We start from the raw sequence: 21,775 nt of genomic DNA on the forward strand, positions 1-21,775 counted from the left end.
AATATGCTATGGGATAGACTTAGTCAACTTCGAGAATTCATTTCTGTCCTATTTTGCATCCTTTTCTCTATTTCTTCCTTGATCTGGAATGGCAACCTTGTTGTAAAAGGGGTTGCTAGCACTCAGACAGTCAGCAATGCAGTATCCTCTTCCATTGACTCCTTTGGAAGTTTCTTCAAAAGTGCTTATAACAAATTAGAATCGTATGAATCAGTTCGTAAAGAGCGAGATTCTTATGCAAAGTTAATTGAGGAATACAAGGTGTTGCCGCAAGACATTAATGCCTTACGTGCCGAAAATGATTTACTCAGAAAGGAGCTTGGCTTTGCGCCTAAGATCGAGTATCCTTATATTAAAGCCGAAGTCCTCTCCATACGGCTAAACTCTATTTACCGCATTATTATTATCAATAAAGGAAAAGATGCTGGAATTCGTCCTTATATGCCTGTGATAGGACGTGCTATTGATGAGTCAAATGGTCAAGTGATCCAAGCCTTAGTCGGTAAAGTAATTGCTGTAAACAATGGCACGAGCGTGGTGCAACCGATTATTAATTCTAATTTTACAATGGGTGTTCAAATTCCGAAGACAAATTTCTGGGCAACTCTTTCAGGCAATTCAGGGAGAGGAATGGAAGCCGTTCTTAATTACATTGACAATGGATTTATAATTGATCCAAAGCTCATTACAGGAAAACAAATTGGACCTAGCCTACCTACTAGTGAAGCAAGTTTTATTGATTCATTTGGTAACTTAGGCAAACCAGTATTTTCCTCTTCCAGTGGTGGAGTATTTCCGGCTGCTATTCCTGTTGGAATTATTGCAGAAGAAGGACCACGCTCCGGTTCATTCAAAACTGCTTATATAAAGCCATATATCCGATTTGAAGAGTTGCAATTTGTGTCTGTAATCAAGAAGACTCCTGATAAATGGGTAGAAGATTGGCCTGAAGAAAAAAGTATTTCTATTGAAAATCCTTACTTCGGTGAGTTAAATTTCCCGGGTGAAATTTTAGAAAGCAAAGAAGCAGGGAGCAAAGACAAAAAGCCATTACCCGCTCCAGCACCTCAGCCTATACCAGTTCCAAAGAAAATAGAAATTAAGCCGGTTAATCCAACGACTCCTGTAATTCCAAAAGAAAAAAAGAAACTATCTACAGATACCGATGATAGTGATGAAATGCTTCGTAAGTTAGAGGATACAAATCAATGATCTTAGAACGAATCGTAATAGGAATAGGAATATTGCTTGCGCATGTATTGAACGGGACAAATCTTTTTGATATTGGCACTGCAATTAAACCTGATTTTATGATTCTTCTCGTAATCTTTTTTGCTCTTCGTAAGGGAGGAATGAGTGGATTATGGATTGGATTTATCGGAGGACTTTTGACGGATGCAGCACTGGGTGGAGAAGAAGGAATTGGTGGTAAGGTATTTTATAAAATAGGGATTCATTCTTTAAGCTTTTCCATTATTGGATATTTGTTAGGAAAATTCGGAAGAATATCTTACAATGAAAACTTTGTATCCATTTCTATATTTGCATTTTTCTTAACTCTTGCAGCTCGTGGATTAACATATATGCTTTTTAGTTTTTTCTTTCATCCAAATCTCAACTATTCATTCGTAGCAACCTCCATTTATAACGCAGCCATTGCACCACTAACGTTTTTTACATTGTCATGGGTATATAATTTAGATCCTACGTCTTCAGAGGGAATTAGATAGTGTCAAGAAATTCAACCTCGTCGATTGAGTTTAAACTTGAGCAGGGATTTAGATATCGTCTGTATTTTTTTACGGGGCTAATTTTATTTACCCTCATTGCATTCATATTACAACTATTCAATTTACAAATCATCAATGGAAGTGAAAACTCTTTAAAGGCAGAAAGGTTTGTAAGACGAAGTGAATCCTTGCCAGCAGCACGCGGTCAAGTGTATGATAGAAATTTTATCAATCCAGAAATGTCTACACAGCATATGCTGATTTCCAATTCTGCTTCCTTAGATGTTATAGTCAATTCAGGTTTACTAAAAAATAATCCACAGCGGATAAAAGAGTTTATGCTCGTATTCTATAAGACTCTTTCCATTCCTGAGGCTTATTATGCAGATGAAATTAAAGAGCCAAAGTTTACTAAGAAAGTAAAATCGAAAATTCCAATTGTTTTATTACAAGGTATTTCCTCTGAGCAACACGAAAGAATTTCTGTTTTTGATAATATATCTCGCTTTGTTGTTTTAGTTCCTTCGCCCAAAAGAAATTATATTATGGGTCCTGCATTGGCTCATGTGTCCGGCTATGTTGGTCTTCCTAATTTAAAAGATTTAACCAATCGTGAAATTAAATCTTATCAATTAGTTGGTAAAGGTGGTTTGGAAATTCAATATGATTCTTACCTGCGTGGGACTGATGGATTTAGATATCAAAAACGAAATTCAGATGGGAATATTGAAGAAGAGAGAATCATTGAACATGCAAAGATGGGAAACCATTTAGTTCTTACGATTGATAAGAAAATACAATTTGCTGCCTACAATGCGCTCAAGAATTATCGTGGAACTGTAATTGCAATTAAGCCTGCTACTGGAGAAATATTGGCATTAACCTCTAATCCAAGTTTTGATCCAAATCTTCTTTCGGGAAAGAACAAGCAATTAAAACTGCAACACTTCAACCGCGTAAAAAATAATGGCTGTTTTTTAAATATAGCACTTCAATCTAAATTTCCTCCTGCCTCTACATTTAAGACTCTTGTAGGACTTGCAGCTTTAGAGAGCGAGCACAAAATAGACTTTAGCCCCTCACAGACATTTCATTGTAATGGGAGCTTTATTCTAGAATCTTCTTTTGCGAGTGTTCCAGATCAAGAATTTAAATGTTGGGATAAGAAAGGTCATGGAACAAATGATCTTATACATGCAATTGAAAAATCTTGCTCTGTGTATTTCTACAATTTAGGACATAAGCTTGGTTCAGAGGCAATTTTATATTATGCGAAGCTATTTGGTTTAGATAAAAAAAGCAATATTGATTTACCTAGCGAAATTGAAGGATTTGTTCCTAGCAATGAATGGAAGAAAAGATCTTATGGAACTAAATGGTTTGCTGGGGATACTGTTAATTTGTCGATAGGACAGGGATTTATTTCTTCGACTCCGATGGGGATGACATTATTTTATATGGCGCTTTTGAACAATGGAAAGATTCATCAGCCATTTCTTGTTTCTGAAATTCGAAACCCAATTGATAATTCAATAGTTGTAAAGAATACTGGCAAGATGTTGCGAGATATTCCGTTGAAGAGCTCTACTCTAGAAGCATTGAAGCAAGGCTTGCGTGCTGTTGTAAAAACTGGGACTGCTTCAAGAATATTAAACTTACCAGAGCTGCCTGAGCTTGCGGGCAAAACTGGAACCGCGCAAACAAGAAGACGTGGTTTGTCAAAATCAAATCACGCATGGTTTATCGGTTATGGACCATATAACGCTCCAGTGGAGCAACAAGTGTTAGTCACTGTATTCGTTGAATATGGTGTTGGTGGATCGGTAGGTGCGGCACCTATCGCTAAAGAAGTTTTTAAAGCTGCATTTCCACCTGGTTCCTTTAAAAGAACAGAACGAATTGATGGAAATAGAATGGATGATGAGATGCCAGTTGAGGAGATACTGCAATAATGCTAGAAAGAAGATTGGAAAAAATCGATTACTTCTTAATTATCTCTGTTGTCGTTGTTGTTCTCTGCGGTATATTCACATTATACTTCCAAGAAGCAAATATCTCCGATGGACCAGGTAAATGGTATAAACAATTATTTTATTTTATCATTGGTCTTATGACAATGTATTTCATGAGTCGAATTAATTATCAATTGCTTGGCTCTTATGCATTGCCGATTTATCTATTCTCTATTTTTTTATTAATCCTGACTTTGATTCCAGGCATTGGCTATTTGCCTAATGGAAGAGGTGCAAGATCCTGGTTAAAGCTTGGTCCCTTTAGTTTGCAGACGAGCGAATTCGCCAAATTATCCACTGTGATACTGCTCGGACAGTATTTAGTTTTAAAAGAAAGAGAAATTCGAAGTATTACAGTTTTAATTATTCCATTTATTATTGTGATTATTCCAATGGTGTTCATTATTGTGCAGCCTGATTTTGGAACTGCGGTTTCTTTTATTCCAATTTTACTTGCAATGCTATTTCTTGGTGGGGCGGACATAATGCACATTAGCTCCTTGATAATACTCGGAGGAATTTCTCTTAGCATTCCAATGTATTTAGAATATACAAGGCTTACCCTGATGGCTCCACTTGTTGAGCTTCTAACTAAGACAGAGAAGACTGAAGTTCTATCTGTTGTAAATCAACTCGGTGGAAAGATTTGGCTTGTATTAAATGGAGAAACGGTTCTTGCTAAGGAAGGGGCAATTCTGATTAACCCCAAGAATTTTAAAATATTACAAGACGCTGCAGACCAAGTAATTGATGAGAATACCAGTTTCTTGTTTAAGCTTTTTTCCAATGAAAGCTTTATGATTACATTTGGTGGAAGTCTTATTCTAATCAGTGCCATTTTGATTGGCTTACGCATTACTCGTGGTTCTGATAATCTCAGAAAGTATTATATCCCATTGGGGGTTCTCGGTATTAGCTTCTTATTTGCATTTGCGGTAACAAAGAAAATTCCTTTCCGAGAAAACCAAGTGATTCGTTTAACTGCATTTATCAATCCTGATCAGTTTAAACAGGGTGCAGGTTATCAGCTACGTGCTTCTAAACCGGCGATTGGCTCTGGACGTTTTGTTGGTAAAGGGTTTGGTCATGGTGAGATGACAGAGGGAAGAGTTCCTCATGTTCCTGAAAGTAGCACTGACTTTATATTTGCCTCCTGGGCAGAGCAGACTGGGTTTATTGGATCTGTATTTCTTTTATTTTTCTTATTATCAATTCCTTTGCGTGGACTTCAGATTAGTTTCGAAAGTAAGGATAGGTTTGGTTCGCTGTTAGCCGCAGGCATTGTCGCGTTGATTTTTTTTCATATGGCTATTAATATTGGAATTGTAATTGGACTTATGCCTATTACTGGTTTGCCTCTTTCGTTCATGAGTTATGGAGGCTCACATCTACTTATGTCGATGGTTGCCGTTGGTATCATTCTTTCTATAAAACTTAGAAAACATGCAAATTAAAGTTGTGCGATAATGCTAAATAGATCTACTATTCATGAAGAAGTAAGAGAATTTTTTGACGTAAAGAGTAATCTTGTCAGAGAAATCGAAAGGTATGAAAAGAAAGTCTATTCCGAGAAGCAAGACTTAGCTAGGATACAGAAAATATTAGATCAACTATGGACGCTTGTTGATAAAAGTAATTCTGAATATTTCAGAGTAAGACTGGTTACTCTTGATAAGCTGCTCAAAAGAAATGCAGAAAAGAGAACTTACCGTAAAATTGAATTTGATAGAATCTTTAAAATTCTATCAAAGATCAAAGAAGATGATGGAGTAGAATTCTTAAATGAAGGACTCAGGAATCGGATTGAGAAAATATCAGAAAGACTATTTCGCACAACGCATCATTTAGAACCGGAGACTGAGGATAAATTCTATCTATTAACATATAAAACTTTAAGCTTTATAGTGCGTAGTTATGAGAAAAAGATTCTACAGGACGTAGATGCAAGAAAGTCTTACGTTAGAATAAAAAATAAACGTTATCCGTTATTTCCTGCCTATACCGGTCTCAAGACTGGCGATGAAGATTTTCAAATAGATTATTGTAATGTTTTAATTCTTAAAGTCAGAACTGATTATAAATGCTTCCGATTCGATCATATCGAAACAGTATCGGATATTAGTTATGATTATTTAAATGCAAAGATGATTCCCCTCGAAGAGCCAATTCAAGAAATCAAACACTATATCCGCCTAAGAGGCAAACGGGTATATTACTTAGATGTTTGATTACTTCCTCTGTCATTTCGAACTAGCAGCATCCGATTTTGCGCCGTGAGAAATCTATTTGGCAATATAACGATAGTTCTAAGCTAGATAGACCTCTCACGATTTTCCACCCTGCGCTTAGTCGCGGCCTTCACCTTCGTATGTTCGAGGTGACTGTAATGCAAGGCTCTATACTTTATATTCGTTATTTTTCATACATTGTCTTCATTTCGTAAAGAATCTTGTTGGGCTTAGTATCTTTATCTATTTCTGTAAATTCTAAAATAGAAACTAAACCGGTTGCATTGTCTGTCATTTCTAATCTATTCAAACTTGAAATTTCGGAATTGGAATTGCTTTCTCTTACTTTGATTTTTCCATATCTAAATTTCATTGTCTTAATTAAAAATCCTTCATGGGAAGTAAAATCTATTTTCCTTGGAGCATAATCTGTATTATCTACTTGAAGTTCTAGGTATTTGTAAGAAGGAGTCGATAGAGGAGTCATTTTTAGAATACTTGTTTCCGAGGTTTCGGTCTTTGTTTTGTTTACCTCTGCTGCACTGTAATTTGCTTCATAAGAAAGATTGCTCAAATCTAAATAGGTAAACGAGGAATGCAATACTCTTTCCATCTTTTCCATTTGCTCAATTCCAAAAAAATTTCCGGATAATACATTGTAGTAAGTTAGGTTTTGACCGCGCTTGATGGAAAGTAATTTTGCTACCGGCTTACGGTGAGTAATCTCAAATGTATATAATACATCTTCGCCTTGCTTGAATATGTTTACTTTCCAGAAATGAGTTTCATGATTTCCTTTCTTGATAGAAAGTCTAGCGCGGGTAAGTCCATCGTTTATTGCAAGAGTCCTATCGAGTCGCTCAATGATTTCTTGTCCACCAAGCTTTTCATCAGCGAAGAGAGACAGATTTATTATGAGTAGAAGTGTAGAGAAAAGTTTCATCTTACTTAATATCGGAAATAGAAAAAGGTAATTAACATTATTTATGGAATTGCAAATTTATTTAAAGTCTTCTAATTGTTGATATGGGAACAATGAATTGACCTTTACTACAACTGGAGCAGCACTCGTTTATCATTCGACAGTAAGGGCAATTTGCATCGAACTCTGATCGAACCCTGACCGAAGGCTGATCGAAAGGTAGTAAATGGCTACTAGTCGCTTGCCAATGTAATTCTTAAACTATAAAACAAAAAGGGATGATCAGTTTAGAAAAGATTTTTATCTTTTGCTTTCTTCATTAATTGGCGTTGATTGTTCACTTCTAATTTTCTATAAATACTTCGAACATGAACTCTGAGTGTAGTAACTGAAATATTTAGAGTTTTTGAAATTGTCTTTATGGAATAACCTTCACATAGTTCTTTTAGAACTTCATTTTCCCTTTTGGTAAGAGGCTCGGATTCCTCAGGAGTATTCTCTATGTCATTAAAAAAATTTACAATTCGAAGAGCAATGCTTGGCGTAATGGAAGCTTCCCCAGAAAGTAGAGTGTCTATTGCTGTATCAATAGTAAAGATTTCTCCTTTAAACATATAACCCGTAGCCCCATATTTTAAAGCCTCAAAAATTCGTTCCTCAGCATTGAATCCAGACAAAAGTAATTTTGGAATTTTTAGATTTCGAATGGAAGGTTGTCCTAAGAAAGTAATCCCATCCATTCCTGTGAGTCTAATATCAATTATTAGAAAATTAATTGTGCTAAGAAAATTTGATTGAAGCGCTTCTTCGGCAGAGGTAAATTCTAAAATTTCTTTTACATCTTTTCTTACTTTTAAAAGATTCACTACCGTTCCTAAAAATCTATAGTCATCTTCTACAATTCCAAAAACCAAATTCGCCTCTTTCATTCATACAGGAAAATTGTTAGTTATCCTAATTTCAAGTGAAAATATACTCAAAATTGGGTAGATGGAAGACCGTTTGCATTAATATGTCATAATATGGCACATAACTAATCCGAAAGCATTTAGAAAAATGGAATCAAGTTTAATCTGTTTTGATACAAGCATCCTAAAAGATTTCTTCCGTTAGGTGGCAAGGAGAAATGAAATGGAGAGTGAATTTTCCTTTTTGTTTTAAAAAATACTTGCAGAGCTTGCTTTATTCATAAGAATAAAAACTATGATGTCACAGGTAACAATGTTACAACTGAAAGAACTGACTGGAGAATCCGACTATGAATCCTCAGTGCAAAAACTTGTTTTTGAATATTTAGAATTGAAACTTTCCTATTGGAAATTAATTGATAAACAATTTGAAGAAAAAAAAGGAATGCCATTTTTAGAGTATCAGAATACTAAATACGAAGAATGGGATGGCATTAACTGGAAATTAAAGGAGGAATTTCACGATTGGGAAGCCGCAATTGCTACAATACAACACTTTTCTAACCTAAGAGACAAATGGTCATTAGTCAGTTCGAAATAGAGTTACAGTCTGCCCTGCAACAGCTTGATTATGTTGTAAGTATTTATCTCTATCAAATCAGTGAAAATTCGATCAAGGGAAAAGTGACTTTGCGAAAGAGTTATACTTTAGAAGTCAGATTTACAGAATTTGAGCAAGAATTCAATTTTACTTTATCATTTACCTTGTTATACAATGACGAAAGAATCTGGGGATTAGATAAAGATAACAGGATCGGCTGGCATATTCATCCAATAGGAAATCCAAAAGATCATGAGCCAATACAACCTAAATCAATTTCTGAGATTATTAGCATCTTTGACTCTATGTGCAGTCAATTCATGAGTTACTAACTCAGCAGCTAATCACCATTTACCTTTTTACTACTCAATGAAACCATTTCCATAACTAGAATTTCCGATTTTTCTCCATTCCATCTACCTAAAATTAGGTAGATCGGCTTACAAAAAACGCATAAATCTACTCAATTTTGAGTATTTACATTCTTCGAAGAATATGCGATAGTTGGGTATGGGAAAGGTTAGGCGATAGGGGTTGTCGCCATGGTGGACGGGGAAGAATTTTTGAACAAGAAGGGAATTATATTTTATGAATTCTTTTAATAAGGAGCTAACAGGAAGAGGAATGGTCAGGAGAATCAAAGGAAAATCTATATACCAGATTACGGATAGGTTCCATTTCTTTTTAAATATATTTCAGAGACACATAGCATGAAAACAAAGATGTCCGTAGATTTAACATCCCGTGAAACCCAAATCATTGAATTGGTCATCCAAGGTGCCAGAAATAAAGACATTTGTGACTTACTATGCATTTCAGAAAACACCGTCAAAACTCATTTGCAAAATATCTACTCTAAACTTGACGTTAACTCTAAAGCAAAACTCGTTACATTCGCCTTCCAAAATAAAATCAGCATCCCTCCTGATATGGCGACTTCCGACTAGTTCCTTTTCAATAAAAATTATGCTTTAGTCGAAAAAATCACCCCTTTGGGTGATTGACGGAATTTAAAAATGCGGTTAGAATGAGATTACTGATAGGAGTAGTCTTTAAAGAAGGCCTTATACTAAACAGCCAGTTTAGTATGGAATTTAAATGAGAATAAAATGAAACAACTTTATATATATAGCAGATTAATTTTGATTTTATTGATTTCATCTTTACAATTAAAGTGCAATACAATTCAAGAAATGGCAAGCATACCAAGCATAATTAAAGACTGGTGGTTTTCTAAACCGCAAGCTAGTGTAAATATACATAGCTTAAATTACTTTCTGACAGTTCTAAAGGCTGGAATTCAACCAGCCACAATTCCAAAATCATGCAAATAGTAAAAACAAAGGATCCATCTATGAATAAAATCGGAAAAACAATACAGACCATTACCGTAAAGACAATTCACGAATTGTCTTTACTCGTATCTCTGTCCCTGTATCGACGTATAGAGGCAATTCGTGAATTGCCTCTACGTATAATCCCAATAATTCTTCTTCTCACATGTAGCACACCGGAGGAGAAAAATACAATACCAACAGTAGAACCCGTAAAGATCAAAGGTCGAATTCAGATAGATGAGATTAAATATTCAGGACCGCCAAAGGAAAGCTGGATCGTAGCAGGTATCCGTGATACGGTTACTAACGATTTGGCGAAAGTAAAAGAAGTAGAAGCTATTTCCATTGATGATCAGAACAAGGCATTAAAGATGATAGCGGAGAGACGCAAAGCAGGAGAGAAAAATCTTGATCCTTCTAAAGAATCAGCAAAGATATTAGCCGCAGATTATCTTTGTGTTGGAAACTTACAGAATACAGGAAAAGTTCTGCGATTAAATATTCGACTTTTAAAAGCTCCTGATTTTAGTGCGGAGCAAACATCCACGTTAGACGGCACATTGGATGAAATATTTACTCTGCAAGATAAAGTAGTGGAATCACTGTTAGCCAACGTAGATGCTAAGATGAAACCGGAAGAAAGACTGGCAATAGAAGTATTTACTCCTAAAAATAAAAAGGCTTATGAACTGTATGCGCAGGGATTGCAAATCGAGGATACAAATCCGAAAAAGGCTTTGGATTTGTTTTTACAGGCTTTGAAGTTAGAGCCAGATTATTTGGAAGCTTTGAATTGGATTGGTATACAATATAATGCATTAAGCCAATATGAAAAGGCATTCGAATACCATAATAGAAGAAAGAAACTATTAGAAGATAAAAAACTGAATAATCACAAGGAATATGCAAAAACTTTGAATAATATTGGTTTGGTGTATAAACAACAGAAAAATTATACAGAGGCTTTGGATTATTATTTTCAATCCAAAAAAATCGAGGAAGATTTTGGGCTTCGAAAGACGGCAGAGTATGCAAGCACTTTGAATAACATTGGTTCGGTATATGATGACCAGGGTAAATATGCAGAGGCTTTGGATTATTATTTTCAAACCAAAAAAATCGAGGAAGATCTTGGGCTCGGAAAAACAGCTAGTTATGCAAGCACTTTGAATAACATTGGCGCGGTATATGATGACCAAGGTAAATATGCAGAGGCTTTGGATTATTATTTCCGATCTAAAAAAATCAGTGAAGACCATGGGCTTGGAAAAACAGAAAGTTATGCAGCCAATTTGAACAATATTGGTTATTTATATAGTTCACAGGGCAAATATACAGAGGCTTTGGAATATTATTTCAAAGCACTAAAAATCAGTGAAGACCTCGGACTTGGAAAAACAGCAGGCCATGCAGTAGGTTTAAAAAACATCGGTTTGGCTTTTTATAAGAAAGGTGAATACTGCAAAGCGACAGAATGGGTAAAAAAAGCTGTTACTATTCGGGAAGAAATTGGTGTTCCCAGTGCTAGAGATGACTTAAATATCGTGCAGGAAAAATGTGAGGAGAGTAAACCCACAAATGTAACCCAAGAAAAGAAGAAAGCAATTGATTGGATAATCAAAAATAACCGCTGGGGCACAAAAGACAATGGCGTAGTTCAATTACTAACTGAGAAAATTAATACTGCAATCCAGGATAAAAAAAATATCTATGTTGTCTTTGGAAGTGGTCTGTTAAAATCCGGAAAAGCAATGGAAATTTATTGGAAAAATAATCGTTTTTCAATGAAAGAGTTAAGTGATGAAGAAATTGGTGAGAAAAAACTGGAAGAAATGCAATTAACAGATGGTGAATTAAATGATTAAATTTAGAGGAGATAGGAGAGGATAATGGATAATAAAATGAATTTTATAGGAGAAAAGAGAATGAAAAAAGCAGTAATACTATTTGCTCTGACGCTTATTATGGACTGTTCAAGTGTGCCAGACAAACAGGAAGCAAAAGTAGAAGAGAACAAGATTTCCGAACGAACATTGGATCAAAGTAAAAAGTCAGATAATTTAGCATGGTTTAAGGATAAGTCACCAGTTTATATTTCAATTTCTCTTTTAAAAATTAAGGCTTCTGAAGAATTTTGTAATAGGTTTGAGCCGGGATTATTCGGGAGTAGTTTGGGAGGATTGCTTAGAAAGCCAGACCTAGATTTTAGAGCTTGGCTCAGAGAAGAAAATTCGAATATTGCGCATATCGCAAGTACGCAAGGATTTGAAATTATTACCTTAAAATGCGGAAAAGAGGAGAATACAAAGTTTAGTTTTTTTCAGGGCAATGGGATCATATCGAGAGATTCTCATTTGTCATTTTCTATAAAGATTTATGAAAACGACCAACTTGTAACAGATAATAAAACTGAGAAACTGAATAAAATTGTTACCGACTTATCATCAATTGCAACCGCAGCAGTAGATAAAGGATTCCTTCAAAAGAACAGAGGTGATGCGTTTTTAAATTATTTCTCCTTCGCGCTTATACCTGTAGACTTGCTCAATAATATTAACAATTTAATATATGGAGAAGAAACATTAGTAACATCATTTGAAATAAATTTATTTAGAGATAATTATTTTTTACCTGCGACTACTTCTGGAGACACAATTAAGACCGAAATATTAAAAGCGAATGAAATAAAAAATTTTACTGTTCTAGACAATTCTAAGCTACCAGACATGAAAGATGTTACTGCTATTAGATATGAAATCCCCACTAAAGCAAATGAACTAGAATTAACATTCGAAATACTATTAAGCAAACGTAAGGATTAATTTTTCATATTTACAGATTATGCATACAAATGTTATGTATATTTTTATGTCAAAATTATTCAAAAACAAATACAGGATAGAATCCACAAGGCGAAAAAATTGGGATTATTCACAAGAAGGATTTTATTTTATCACGATTTGCACAAAGGATAGAATAAAAGCATTCGGTAGTATTAAGGATGGAGAAATGATAAATACAAAACAGGCAGATATTTGTAACGAATGCTGGATGGATTTAACAAATCATTATCCCAATATTGAATTGGATGAATTTATCATAATGCCAGATCATGTGCATGGGATTGTTGCAATAACCGATTCGGTTTGCGTGAATCAATCCGACGTAGAGACAATTCGACCACGCGTAGAGACTCATGAATTGTCTCTACCGGTATATGATGAATTGTCTCTACGGGATATATCGGGTAAACGGAACGAACCCAATATACACGATGATCAATTCATTCGCCAACAACGCCGAAAAATGTTAATCCCCAAAATCATTGGTCGGTTTAAAATGCAATCAGCAAAGAAAATCAATCAATTTCAAAATACAATAGGACAACCATTCTGGCAAAAAAATTACCATGACAGAATTATTCGAAATGAAACGGAATTATATTTTGTCCGTGAATATATTCGCAATAATCCATTGCATTATACGGGGGATATTGTCGAACAAAATGAATTTGTCGTCGTAGAGACAATGAATCCTCTCTGCAATACGATAAAACAAACCAAATACATCAAAGGAACCAACCATGAATGAAATCGCACAGACAACAATGGTAAAGGCAATTCACGAATTGACTCTGATAACCGTAAAACCCGTAAAGACAATTCATGAATTGTCTCTACGAGGACGATGCATCCTCATAACAATCCTCCTCCTCTCCTGCGCCTCGGAACAGAAGACTACAAAACTAGAAAGCTCGCTTGTAGAAGTAACAGCGTTTGGTTCTTCTCTGGATGATGCAGATACGGAAGCGAAGCTGCAAATAGTAGAGAGAGGCATAGGCGTGTTAGTCGAAGGGGGAAGTGCGGTAGCAGATGGGCAGTTGCAATACAGTGTGGTTTCCACGTTTGCACAGGGGTATGTGACGGATTATCAAAGAATTTCGAATGAGAAGCAGGGAAGCGGGTATTGGGTTAAGGCTAAGGGCAAACCGAATTTAAAAGCGATAGGCGATGCATTGGAGCAAAGAAGACGAGAGATTGGAAATCCAAAAATGCTGATTCTAATGAGTGAAACAATGTTTGGGAAAAAATCAAAGGCTGGGTCTACTAAGAGCGAATACATATTCCAGGCTGATTTAAAAAAAGATGGATTCCAGTTTGATGATAAAGAAACAGTCATGAAGATATTAGCCCGCGAAAAAGGATTAGAAGTTGGTGCTTACGGAAATCCAAAAGCAGAAGAGTTGGCTCAAAGGATTGCAGTAGAGTTAAATACGGATATACTTGTAATCGGAGAAGCGATTCTCAAGAACGCAGGCGAAATCCGTAAAGGCACAGGACTCTTCTCAATTCAGACTGACGTAAAATACAAATTAGTAGATATAAACTCAGGAGCGATTATCGCAACGGCAACTGATACAGCTATAGTGTCTGACGTTGACCAAGAGTTAGGTGCAACAGAAGCACTTAATCAGGTCACAGAAAAACTCACTCCTAAAATCAAAGAGCAGATCGGCAAACAATGGCAAGCCGGTAGCACAACTCGCATTGCCTTTAAAGGAATTAGTCTTGGAGAATTCTTATCGAGCGACATCACCGACACAATCAAAAAAATCCGTGGAGTCAATGGCGTAGACGATAGAGGCAACACGGGAGTAGGTCCTACCATTGAAGTCAAATGCTACTGTGGAAGATTTGAACTCGTAAAACGTATATCCAAACGAAGCTTCGAGATGGACTATACACTAGAGTTGAAAGAAGAAAAAGGAAATCTAATTGTGTTCGGGGTGAAGAAACCGTAGGGATATTGCAACCACAATCTCGCGTAGAGACAATTCATGAATTGTCTTTACGATGAATTGTCTTTACGATATAGACAGAACCAGTCAAGGATTCGCGGATAACAAAGATTATGCAGTTATCAGATGGGAATGTGGGGAAGTTGTGAGGTGATTATTACTCTTCAACTTTCGAATAAGGTTGAATCGTTTTAAGTTTAGAAATTCCAGAATAATGTTTTATATTGAAAGTATGAAGCGGTAAATTTAAAGATAATGCTAATTCGCAATGCTCTTTAGAAAGCCAAACGCGATCAAAGGAACCAAATTTTTTTGTGATGTCTTTTTAATGAAACATTCTTTAAGAACAACTCTCCATCATTTAGAATATTTGAATTTAATTGAATAGCTTTATTCATATATTCATTTTTTTGATTTAAAGTAAGAATTGCAATCTCCGCCGCTACTTGTGCTCAGTCTGCCTTGGAATCCAAAGAATGGCAGAACGAAGCATTTACCTTTGTAATCAAAGAAGCAATTCTAAAAGGAAAAGCGAAAGACGAAAAAGGGAACATAACAGCCCGTAGCCTTCGCAAGTAGAGATAATTCATGAATTATTTTTACGATGATGTCTTTACGATGATCGATAATACAAAAACAAAAAGAGGTTGAAAAGGATTTTAGGTAGTAATAAGATTATCTTTAAATAGAAGGAGGTCTCAAAATGCAGGTAAATGCTAATTTCTTAATGGATAATAAGGGCGAGAAACAATTTGTAATGATACCGTATCTTGAATGGGAAAAAATTCAAAAATTACTCAACAAAATGGATGCATTAGAAGGAATTAAAAAAGGATATATTGAAGTTAAGAAGGCTAAAAATTCCAAGAAAAAACTAAGAACTTTAAGTGAGTTTTTAAGTGAATGTTGAAATAAGGACAACTAGGCAGTTTGAAAAGAATGCAAAATTTCTTATCAAGAAATACAAATCTTTGAAAGAAGAATTAAATGACCTACAAGAAAGTCTTTTGGCCAACCCACGTATGGGTGTTCAAATAAAAGAGAATGTGTATAAGATTCGATTGGCTGTAAAAAGCAAAGGAAAAGGGAAAAGTGGCGGGTTACGCATTATTAACTACATTAGTATTGAAATACAAGAATTGAAAAATGAGACTACGATCGTTTACCTATTAAGCATTTACGATAAGTCAGATACAGAAAAAATTTCCGATAGTGAAATAAAAGAATTAATCTCAGACATTGATAATGAGGATTTATGAAAAGACTTACTTTTTTAGCTATATTACTATTTGCATTCATTTCCCTCTCTGCTGGCGAATTACGAGTAGCCGTTGTGGGAGAGCCAGAAGAGCTTCGTTTAAAAGTAGAAGCTGCGTTGTTTAATTCTCCTTATTGTAAAGTCATTGAGTTAAACAAAAGAAAAGATGCGCTGAATGAAATTAAAATGGGTCAGCTTGGTGTGCTCGATGAAGAGAGTGTGGCTAAAGCTGGTAAACTGCTGACGGATACTTAACGTTAATCGACATTCAGCCCGATGGTAGCATCTTACAGCTATTACCCAACAAGACAGGGCAATCCAATCAGATTAAAGCAGAGGAGCCTTTTCGTTTTCCACCAGAAGACATTGATCTAAAAGTTTCTCCTCCTGCAGGAATGGATTCAATTAAGGCAATTGTTACTAAGAAGCCTTTGAATTTATTTAACAAAGCAGACTTGGACAATGAAAGTATTTCGTCTGTTAAACCCGGGAGCGGTATTCGCGCGGGTAAAGGTTTGAATATGACCATTAAGAAAGTTCCTGCTGGTGATTGGGGAATGGATGAAGTGAAGTTTTATACGATAGAGTAGAGGCAATTCACGAATTGTCCTTACGGTGGGATTACCTCATATTTCTCAATACGGAATTTTTAATTTAAGTTTTTCAATATTTTTGAAATGTTTGGAATTCCTAGAATAAAAATCAACGTTATGAAAGATAGCGGAGGCCGCATTTATGCTATCAATCAAACCAGTTCCTGATGTCAATTTGTGTTTGGAATAGATTTTAATTGCTAACTGCATGATTTGATTGTTCGTGTCTAGAATAGGATAGAATACACTTTCTTGAATTTGTTTTAATTGGGTTTTATTTTCAGCACCAGATATCAATTCCATCATTGTATAGTATGTAATATGAATATCATTTGTATGCTTATCAAAGAATGCGTTAGCAGGATCATAGTCACGGAAATAATCAACAAAAATATCTGTATCTACAAGAATCATATTTCGCGTTTTTCTATTTTCTTTCTCAATTGATTGATATAAGTAACACTGTCTGCTCCTATATCAGTTCTATTTTTCCAGATGCCTTTTAGCTGTTGAAACTTTTTATAGTTTGTTTTTGATTCAGGGACTATTTTTATTTCAACAAAGCCTTTCCCTTTAGGAAGTTTCTTTTCTTCGAAAGTAATTTTTCCATTTTCATAAAATCCATGTAAAGTCATAGTTTCCATAATAGTAAGAATTGTTTACCAATGGAATTTCTGTGTCAAGGGAATTTTTGAAATCCAAAGAATGGCAGAACGAAGCATTTACCTTTGTAATCAAAGAAGCAATTCTGAATGTTAAGCGAAAGACGAAAAGGGAAACATAACAGCCCGTAGCCTTCGCAAGTAGAGATAATTCATGAATTATTTTTACGATGAAGTAGAGAAATTAACAGATGGTCAACAAACGCCTATGGTGGCGCGAGATATTTCCGGAAGGGATTTTGTGATCTTTGGGAAGTGAAGATTAGGCAGTCGGTAGCTACCGACTGTCCAGTGCGTAGCTAAGCACAGTCTAAGCGGATGACCTCGCCTTTATTCTTCTTCATTCGAAGGATTTGTAAAATAAAAGGATTGTAAAAATTAAAGAAATTGGCTAGGTTTATTTTATAGTAGTGAGGTTTATATTTTGGAACAGTTAATTACAATTTCCCCTGAGGTGCAAAGTGGAATGCCTGTATTTTTTAATACACGTGTTCCTGTCAAAAATCTTTTCGATTATCTTTCGGAAGGAAAGACAACGGATGAGTTTATGGACGACTTCCCTTCCGTTTCAAAACAACAGATTCAAAAAGTTTTAGAGTTAGTATGTAATATGGTGACATTTCAATTTACAGGAAGCTTACATGAAAAAAGTGCTGCTTGATGAAAGTCTGCCTAGAAAGCTAAAGAATTTTCTTAAAGATGTCTGTGATCCCAAAACAGTTACGGAAATGCGATGGAATGCAAAGACAAATGGAGATTTACTCAGTCTCGCAAAAGATGCAGGTTTTGAAATTCTAATCATAGTAGATAAAAATCTAGTTCACCAGCAAAATTTATCCAAGTATGGAATACAAGTTGTATTGCTAGACTCATTTAAAAATACATTAGAAGTCTTAGAACCCCATATACTAAAATTCAAATCTTTACTTATTGAAAATAAACTTACAGAAATTTATACAATTATCAAAATTTAATAAACTGGATACTGTCTATGAAACCACTTTTCATATCTCATACGCAACATTCACATCACCGCCGTTTAATGGTAGAGTGATTTGAATATGAAAAGAATTCTCTTTGTTGGTAAATTGCATTTTGCCGCTCAGGCTGGCGAGCCTTTGCTCTATCGTTTCAGTGCCCTTCCCGGTAACTTGTCTGTTTGGTTGGTAGGTAGTATTGGATTGAATTTCTAATTCTAAAAAATCATTTTCCTTTTTTGTCCATTTCCAACTAGCTAAACCGAATCCATATTTTAAATCGTTATTACAAATCTCCATGCAAAGGGAGTATAAGCTCCAATACCGAATGGGTTCTTTAAAAATGGAATCATTCGATTGAGTGATGTTATCTAGAATAATGACTATCTCCCGTTTATATACCGCATAACGTCTGTATAAAATGAGTTGTATTCCTTTAAGGAAATCATTTTCTAGAACTCTCCTATCTTGGAATGTATTTATCTGCATTCTCAGATTGTCTTCTATTTGGTGAATATAATATTCCATTGAGTCTAAGTTTTCTTTTTCCGGATATTGTTTTGGGGATAAGGATTTTACAAGCATAGATAAATCCACAATGGCAGAACCAATATGATCGTGCAGATTATAGAAAATAGCCTCTCTTTCTTTTTGCACTGCTAGTTCTTTTTCCGTTTTTATTCTTCTTTTGGTTTGTTCTTCTAATTCTCTTAGATAAGTAAAGTTAGTATAACGGACTCTAAACCAGAATAGGTTAAAGAATCCAGAGAATAACCAGACAGGGGCTAAGTTAGTCATCACGGATATTAGCTTATGATCTGCAAAGCCAGATTTATCTGAAATGGCAACTCGCAGATAATAGTAAATAACCAGCGATAGCCAATACAGAAAAAACTTACCCGGCACTCCATTAAAATAGAAAGCATGAAAGATCATCAGTAGCGGAAGGATCGCCCATCCCAGTGGATCATAGAATGTAGTATCCGTTGAAATTAATTGTGTTTCTATATCCATTGTGAAGAAAATCGCCATTACCCACCGACTACTATCGAAGGAAAGTTTAGATAGTTTCGTATAGAATGCAATATAGAGTGCGCAGACTAGAATTACAAATAAACGAATGTAAGCCGAGATTCTATTTTCGTTTAGGAAGTCAATAATAGCAAAATAGGTATGTCCCGAAACAGCGATGATTGCTAAGTAGTTAAGCCCAATATACGATTGCTGGAAAATCTTTTCTGTAATTTCCTTTTCATATAGAAATAAAAATCTATAGGCACGCTGAATTCTTTTGGCTAAAGTTCTCATTGCGTTTTTCCTGTCATATACGGGCTAATCTTAATTTGCTGTTATAGAACTTTCCCCGGATTCATAATTCCTTTTGGATCGAAAATCTTTTTAATCTCACGCATAAGTGTTATTTCTTCTGAAGAGCGAGAGAAGGAAAGAAAATCTTTCTTAAGAAGACCAATCCCATGCTCTGCACTGATAGAGCCGTTGTGTTTTTGAATCAAAGTAAACATATCGGGGTCCACTTTCTTGCAGGAAGTAAAGAATTCTTCGTTGGATAGCTTCTCTGGCTTGAGGATATTCAAGTGTAAATTCCCGTCTCCAATATGACCGAAGAGTGCAATTTCAAATCCGGGATATTTGGAAGCAAGCAGAGATTCCATATCAGTAATAAAAGCTTCCATGTTTCTAAGTGGTAGCGATATATCGTTCTTATGCACAGTGTGTAAAATAGAAAGACTTTCCGAAATTCCTTCTCTGTATTTCCAGAAAGTTTGTTTTTGATGCGAGTTTTGTGCAACGGTTCCGTCATCAATTAAACCTTGCTCTGTTACATTTTCTAGAAATGCGTATAGTTTGTCGTTATCCGCTTCTTCTGCAATTTCAAATTCGAGTAGAACATAATAAGGACTCTTTGCTCCGAATGGATCACCCAGACCTAGATGTTGTTTTACTTTATCCGCACATAGATCAGAGAAGAATTCAAAGGCAAGTAGCGGCAGAACGGAATTATGCGTTTCTTTGAATACATTGAGAATAGATTGATAGTCAGGAACGGCGAGCAAAATGACGCTTGTATCAATTGCTTTTTTTGCTAGCTTTAAGGTTACCTCTGTGATTATTCCGAGTGTGCCTTCTGAGCCAATAAATAAATGCTTTAAGTCATAGCCCGTGTTGTTCTTTAGAATATTTCCATTGAATCTTAAAACTTCTCCTTTGCCTGTAACGACTGTCATTCCTAAAACCCAATTTCGAATCAGACCATAGTGAACTACTCTTACTCCACCAGCGTTAGTTGCAATATTGCCCGCAATATGAGAAGAACCAGTAGCAGCAAAGTCAACGGGGAAAATAAATCCACGCTCTTCTGCTTCCTTGTGAACATTTTGTGTAATCATTCCACCGCCGACAGTGAGAGAAGCAAAGAATGGATCGAAGTCAATCACTTGATCCATTTTAGAAAGTGAGATTACTAACTCTTTGTCTTTCGCGATTGCTCCACCGGCATATCCCGTTCTACCGCCGGAAGGAACCACTTTAATATCATTCTCGTAGGCGTATTTTACTAATGCGGCAACTTCTTCTGTGGTTCTAGGAAAAGTCAATAGATCATAATTTGGAGTATAAACTTTTGTTCTATCCGTTCCATAAGAATCAAAAGTAGCAATATCCAATTGCCCGTCTTCTCTTGCGAATACTTTCTCTTTGCCGAGAATGGCAATAATTTTATCTTTGTGTTGTAAGGTTGAATTCATAGATGCTCCCAGTCGCTATTTAAATGTATTTTTGGTAAATATGCAAATTGTTGAATTGCTTTTTTAGGATTCACTTCTACAAATTCAAGAAGTGGTCTTAGATCAATTCTCTTTGGATTTTTAGTAATCTTTAAAAAATATAAAATTTTGTTGATTTTGTGAATAACGGATAATAAGACTTTGCCGATTAAGATTCTAATTACAAATCCAGAGCGAGTCTTTGATTTTAAAATGACTGCAAGTTCCGAAAAAGAAAATGGCTCAGGATGTGCCAGATTAAAAATTCCTTTCTTCGGGTTCTCAACTGCACGTTCTAAGAATTCGACTAGATCTAAAACATGGATGAATGATTTCTTTGAATGAGAGTCTTCAGGAAAAGGAAGGAGTTTACGACGGAGTAGCCGCTCTAGCTTGGATACAAATCCTTTCGTCTCTTTTCCAAAGACAGAGGCAATTCTAAAGATGGTATAAGTCTCTATTCCTGAATTTAGCACGAGTCTTTCTGCATCAATCTTAGAAATCGCATAATCTGTATTACCCAGAAGTCTGTCTGTTTCTTTTAGTTTTTTGCCGGGTTGATTTCCATATACGGAGACAGTGCTTGCCAGGATAAAGGTCGGGACTTTATTTTCTTTTGCGAAGATTAAAAGCTTATTAGTGCCGAGAACATTTGTCCTCATATAGTCTTCTGTTTTATTTGATGAGCCAGACACAACGCCGGCAAGATGTAATATACAATCTATTCTATCTTGAATGCCAAATCGGTTCTCCGAAGCGAGATCAAATTCGTAGAACTTAAAGTTTTTATGAAGGCGCACAAATTCTGGAAAATTAGAAAAGTTTTTCCCAACCGCAATCAACTTGTGTCTATGCAGCATCTTGGAAATAAAACGAGAGCCAATGACTCCCGAACCGCCTGTAATTAAAATATTCATAATAGAAAGTTCTTGAAGTTTTCCGATTCGTCCGAAATATATACTGACA

At 35.5% G+C, this 21,775-nt stretch carries 26 protein-coding genes; 19 read left to right on the forward strand and 7 right to left on the reverse strand.

The annotated features are described in order from the left end of the window. Positions 1–3 precede the first annotated feature (3 nt). Genes IPH52_03585 through IPH52_03605 form a run of 5 tightly spaced genes read left to right on the forward strand, consistent with a single transcriptional unit; the run spans position 4 to position 5,970 of the window. Complete coding sequence (locus IPH52_03585; GenBank protein MBK7054124.1) at positions 4–1,212, forward strand: rod shape-determining protein MreC; 1,209 nt, start codon at positions 4–6, stop codon at positions 1,210–1,212. Continuing rightward, positions 1,209–1,730, forward strand: coding sequence for a rod shape-determining protein MreD (gene mreD, locus IPH52_03590; protein ID MBK7054125.1), 522 nt, complete (start codon positions 1,209–1,211; stop codon positions 1,728–1,730). Before IPH52_03585 ends, mreD begins: the two co-directional genes overlap by 4 nt. After that, positions 1,730–3,682: a penicillin-binding protein 2 gene (gene mrdA / locus IPH52_03595; protein MBK7054126.1), complete on the forward strand. Its 1,953-nt coding sequence runs from the start codon at positions 1,730–1,732 to the stop codon at positions 3,680–3,682. Before mreD ends, mrdA begins: the two co-directional genes overlap by 1 nt. Further along, on the forward strand, positions 3,679–5,196 hold the full coding sequence (gene rodA / locus IPH52_03600; GenBank protein MBK7054127.1) for a rod shape-determining protein RodA: 1,518 nt from the start codon (positions 3,679–3,681) through the stop codon (positions 5,194–5,196). Before mrdA ends, rodA begins: the two co-directional genes overlap by 4 nt. A gap of 12 nt (positions 5,197–5,208) precedes the next feature. Then, complete coding sequence (locus tag IPH52_03605; protein MBK7054128.1) at positions 5,209–5,970, forward strand: hypothetical protein; 762 nt, start codon at positions 5,209–5,211, stop codon at positions 5,968–5,970. Positions 5,971–6,154: 184 nt separating this feature from the next. On the opposite strand, the gene IPH52_03610 is transcribed toward IPH52_03605, so the two are convergent. Beyond that, positions 6,155–6,913, reverse strand: coding sequence for an outer membrane lipoprotein-sorting protein (locus IPH52_03610; GenBank protein ID MBK7054129.1), 759 nt, complete (start codon positions 6,911–6,913; stop codon positions 6,155–6,157). A 266-nt stretch (positions 6,914–7,179) separates the two neighbouring features. Beyond that, positions 7,180–7,821 carry a response regulator transcription factor gene (locus IPH52_03615; GenBank protein MBK7054130.1) on the reverse strand — a complete coding sequence of 214 codons (642 nt, stop codon included), beginning with the start codon at positions 7,819–7,821 and terminating at the stop codon, positions 7,180–7,182. Positions 7,822–8,113: 292 nt separating this feature from the next. Here IPH52_03615 and IPH52_03620 point away from each other — a divergent pair, with 292 nt between their 5' ends. The 12 genes from IPH52_03620 to IPH52_03675 all read left to right on the forward strand — a co-directional run bounded on the left by IPH52_03620 (position 8,114) and on the right by IPH52_03675 (position 16,384). Then, positions 8,114–8,401, forward strand: coding sequence for a hypothetical protein (locus tag IPH52_03620; protein ID MBK7054131.1), 288 nt, complete (start codon positions 8,114–8,116; stop codon positions 8,399–8,401). Beyond that, positions 8,377–8,733 carry a hypothetical protein gene (locus IPH52_03625; GenBank protein MBK7054132.1) on the forward strand — a complete coding sequence of 119 codons (357 nt, stop codon included), beginning with the start codon at positions 8,377–8,379 and terminating at the stop codon, positions 8,731–8,733. Before IPH52_03620 ends, IPH52_03625 begins: the two co-directional genes overlap by 25 nt. Before the next feature lie 378 nt (positions 8,734–9,111). Beyond that, positions 9,112–9,348, forward strand: coding sequence for a response regulator transcription factor (locus tag IPH52_03630; GenBank protein ID MBK7054133.1), 237 nt, complete (start codon positions 9,112–9,114; stop codon positions 9,346–9,348). 162 nt (positions 9,349–9,510) lie between these two features. Beyond that, entirely contained in the window at positions 9,511–9,735 is a 225-nt protein-coding gene (locus tag IPH52_03635) for a hypothetical protein (protein MBK7054134.1), read from the forward strand. Between the two features lie 20 nt (positions 9,736–9,755). After that, on the forward strand, positions 9,756–11,603 hold the full coding sequence (locus tag IPH52_03640) for a tetratricopeptide repeat protein (GenBank protein ID MBK7054135.1): 1,848 nt from the start codon (positions 9,756–9,758) through the stop codon (positions 11,601–11,603). Between the two features lie 24 nt (positions 11,604–11,627). Continuing rightward, positions 11,628–12,560, forward strand: coding sequence for a hypothetical protein (locus IPH52_03645; protein ID MBK7054136.1), 933 nt, complete (start codon positions 11,628–11,630; stop codon positions 12,558–12,560). 46 nt (positions 12,561–12,606) lie between these two features. Next, positions 12,607–13,329, forward strand: coding sequence for a transposase (locus tag IPH52_03650; GenBank protein ID MBK7054137.1), 723 nt, complete (start codon positions 12,607–12,609; stop codon positions 13,327–13,329). After that, positions 13,322–14,539: a hypothetical protein gene (locus IPH52_03655; protein MBK7054138.1), complete on the forward strand. Its 1,218-nt coding sequence runs from the start codon at positions 13,322–13,324 to the stop codon at positions 14,537–14,539. Before IPH52_03650 ends, IPH52_03655 begins: the two co-directional genes overlap by 8 nt. Before the next feature lie 700 nt (positions 14,540–15,239). After that, positions 15,240–15,446 (forward strand): hypothetical protein, encoded by a 207-nt coding sequence (locus tag IPH52_03660; GenBank protein MBK7054139.1) that lies wholly within the window; start codon positions 15,240–15,242, stop codon positions 15,444–15,446. After that, positions 15,436–15,795, forward strand: a complete 360-nt coding sequence (locus IPH52_03665) for a hypothetical protein (GenBank protein MBK7054140.1) — start codon at positions 15,436–15,438, stop codon at positions 15,793–15,795. Before IPH52_03660 ends, IPH52_03665 begins: the two co-directional genes overlap by 11 nt. After that, positions 15,792–16,049, forward strand: a complete 258-nt coding sequence (locus tag IPH52_03670) for a hypothetical protein (protein MBK7054141.1) — start codon at positions 15,792–15,794, stop codon at positions 16,047–16,049. Before IPH52_03665 ends, IPH52_03670 begins: the two co-directional genes overlap by 4 nt. Before the next feature lie 5 nt (positions 16,050–16,054). Further along, on the forward strand, positions 16,055–16,384 hold the full coding sequence (locus tag IPH52_03675; GenBank protein MBK7054142.1) for a DUF4384 domain-containing protein: 330 nt from the start codon (positions 16,055–16,057) through the stop codon (positions 16,382–16,384). 45 nt (positions 16,385–16,429) lie between these two features. On the opposite strand, the gene IPH52_03680 is transcribed toward IPH52_03675, so the two are convergent. Both IPH52_03680 and IPH52_03685 read right to left on the reverse strand, forming a co-directional pair. Continuing rightward, complete coding sequence (locus IPH52_03680; GenBank protein MBK7054143.1) at positions 16,430–16,801, reverse strand: PIN domain-containing protein; 372 nt, start codon at positions 16,799–16,801, stop codon at positions 16,430–16,432. After that, positions 16,798–17,031 carry a hypothetical protein gene (locus IPH52_03685; protein MBK7054144.1) on the reverse strand — a complete coding sequence of 78 codons (234 nt, stop codon included), beginning with the start codon at positions 17,029–17,031 and terminating at the stop codon, positions 16,798–16,800. The genes IPH52_03680 and IPH52_03685 overlap by 4 nt, the downstream gene beginning before the upstream one ends. Positions 17,032–17,473: 442 nt before the next feature. On the opposite strand from IPH52_03685, the gene IPH52_03690 reads away from it, so the two are divergent. After that, positions 17,474–17,710 (forward strand): DUF433 domain-containing protein, encoded by a 237-nt coding sequence (locus tag IPH52_03690; protein MBK7054145.1) that lies wholly within the window; start codon positions 17,474–17,476, stop codon positions 17,708–17,710. Continuing rightward, positions 17,691–18,023, forward strand: a complete 333-nt coding sequence (locus IPH52_03695; protein ID MBK7054146.1) for a hypothetical protein — start codon at positions 17,691–17,693, stop codon at positions 18,021–18,023. Before IPH52_03690 ends, IPH52_03695 begins: the two co-directional genes overlap by 20 nt. Positions 18,024–18,053: 30 nt before the next feature. Here the strand turns inward: IPH52_03695 and IPH52_03700 are convergent, their stop codons facing one another. The 3 genes from IPH52_03700 to IPH52_03710 are packed head-to-tail and all read right to left on the reverse strand — an operon-like array spanning position 18,054 to position 21,726. Next, positions 18,054–19,334 carry a hypothetical protein gene (locus tag IPH52_03700; protein ID MBK7054147.1) on the reverse strand — a complete coding sequence of 427 codons (1,281 nt, stop codon included), beginning with the start codon at positions 19,332–19,334 and terminating at the stop codon, positions 18,054–18,056. Between the two features lie 41 nt (positions 19,335–19,375). Beyond that, positions 19,376–20,791 carry an FAD-binding oxidoreductase gene (locus IPH52_03705; GenBank protein ID MBK7054148.1) on the reverse strand — a complete coding sequence of 472 codons (1,416 nt, stop codon included), beginning with the start codon at positions 20,789–20,791 and terminating at the stop codon, positions 19,376–19,378. After that, positions 20,788–21,726, reverse strand: coding sequence for an NAD(P)-dependent oxidoreductase (locus IPH52_03710; GenBank protein ID MBK7054149.1), 939 nt, complete (start codon positions 21,724–21,726; stop codon positions 20,788–20,790). The genes IPH52_03705 and IPH52_03710 overlap by 4 nt, the downstream gene beginning before the upstream one ends. Positions 21,727–21,775 lie beyond the last annotated feature (49 nt).

This window comes from Leptospiraceae bacterium (assembly GCA_016708435.1).
In the GTDB taxonomy this organism is placed as follows: domain Bacteria; phylum Spirochaetota; class Leptospiria; order Leptospirales; family Leptospiraceae; genus UBA2033.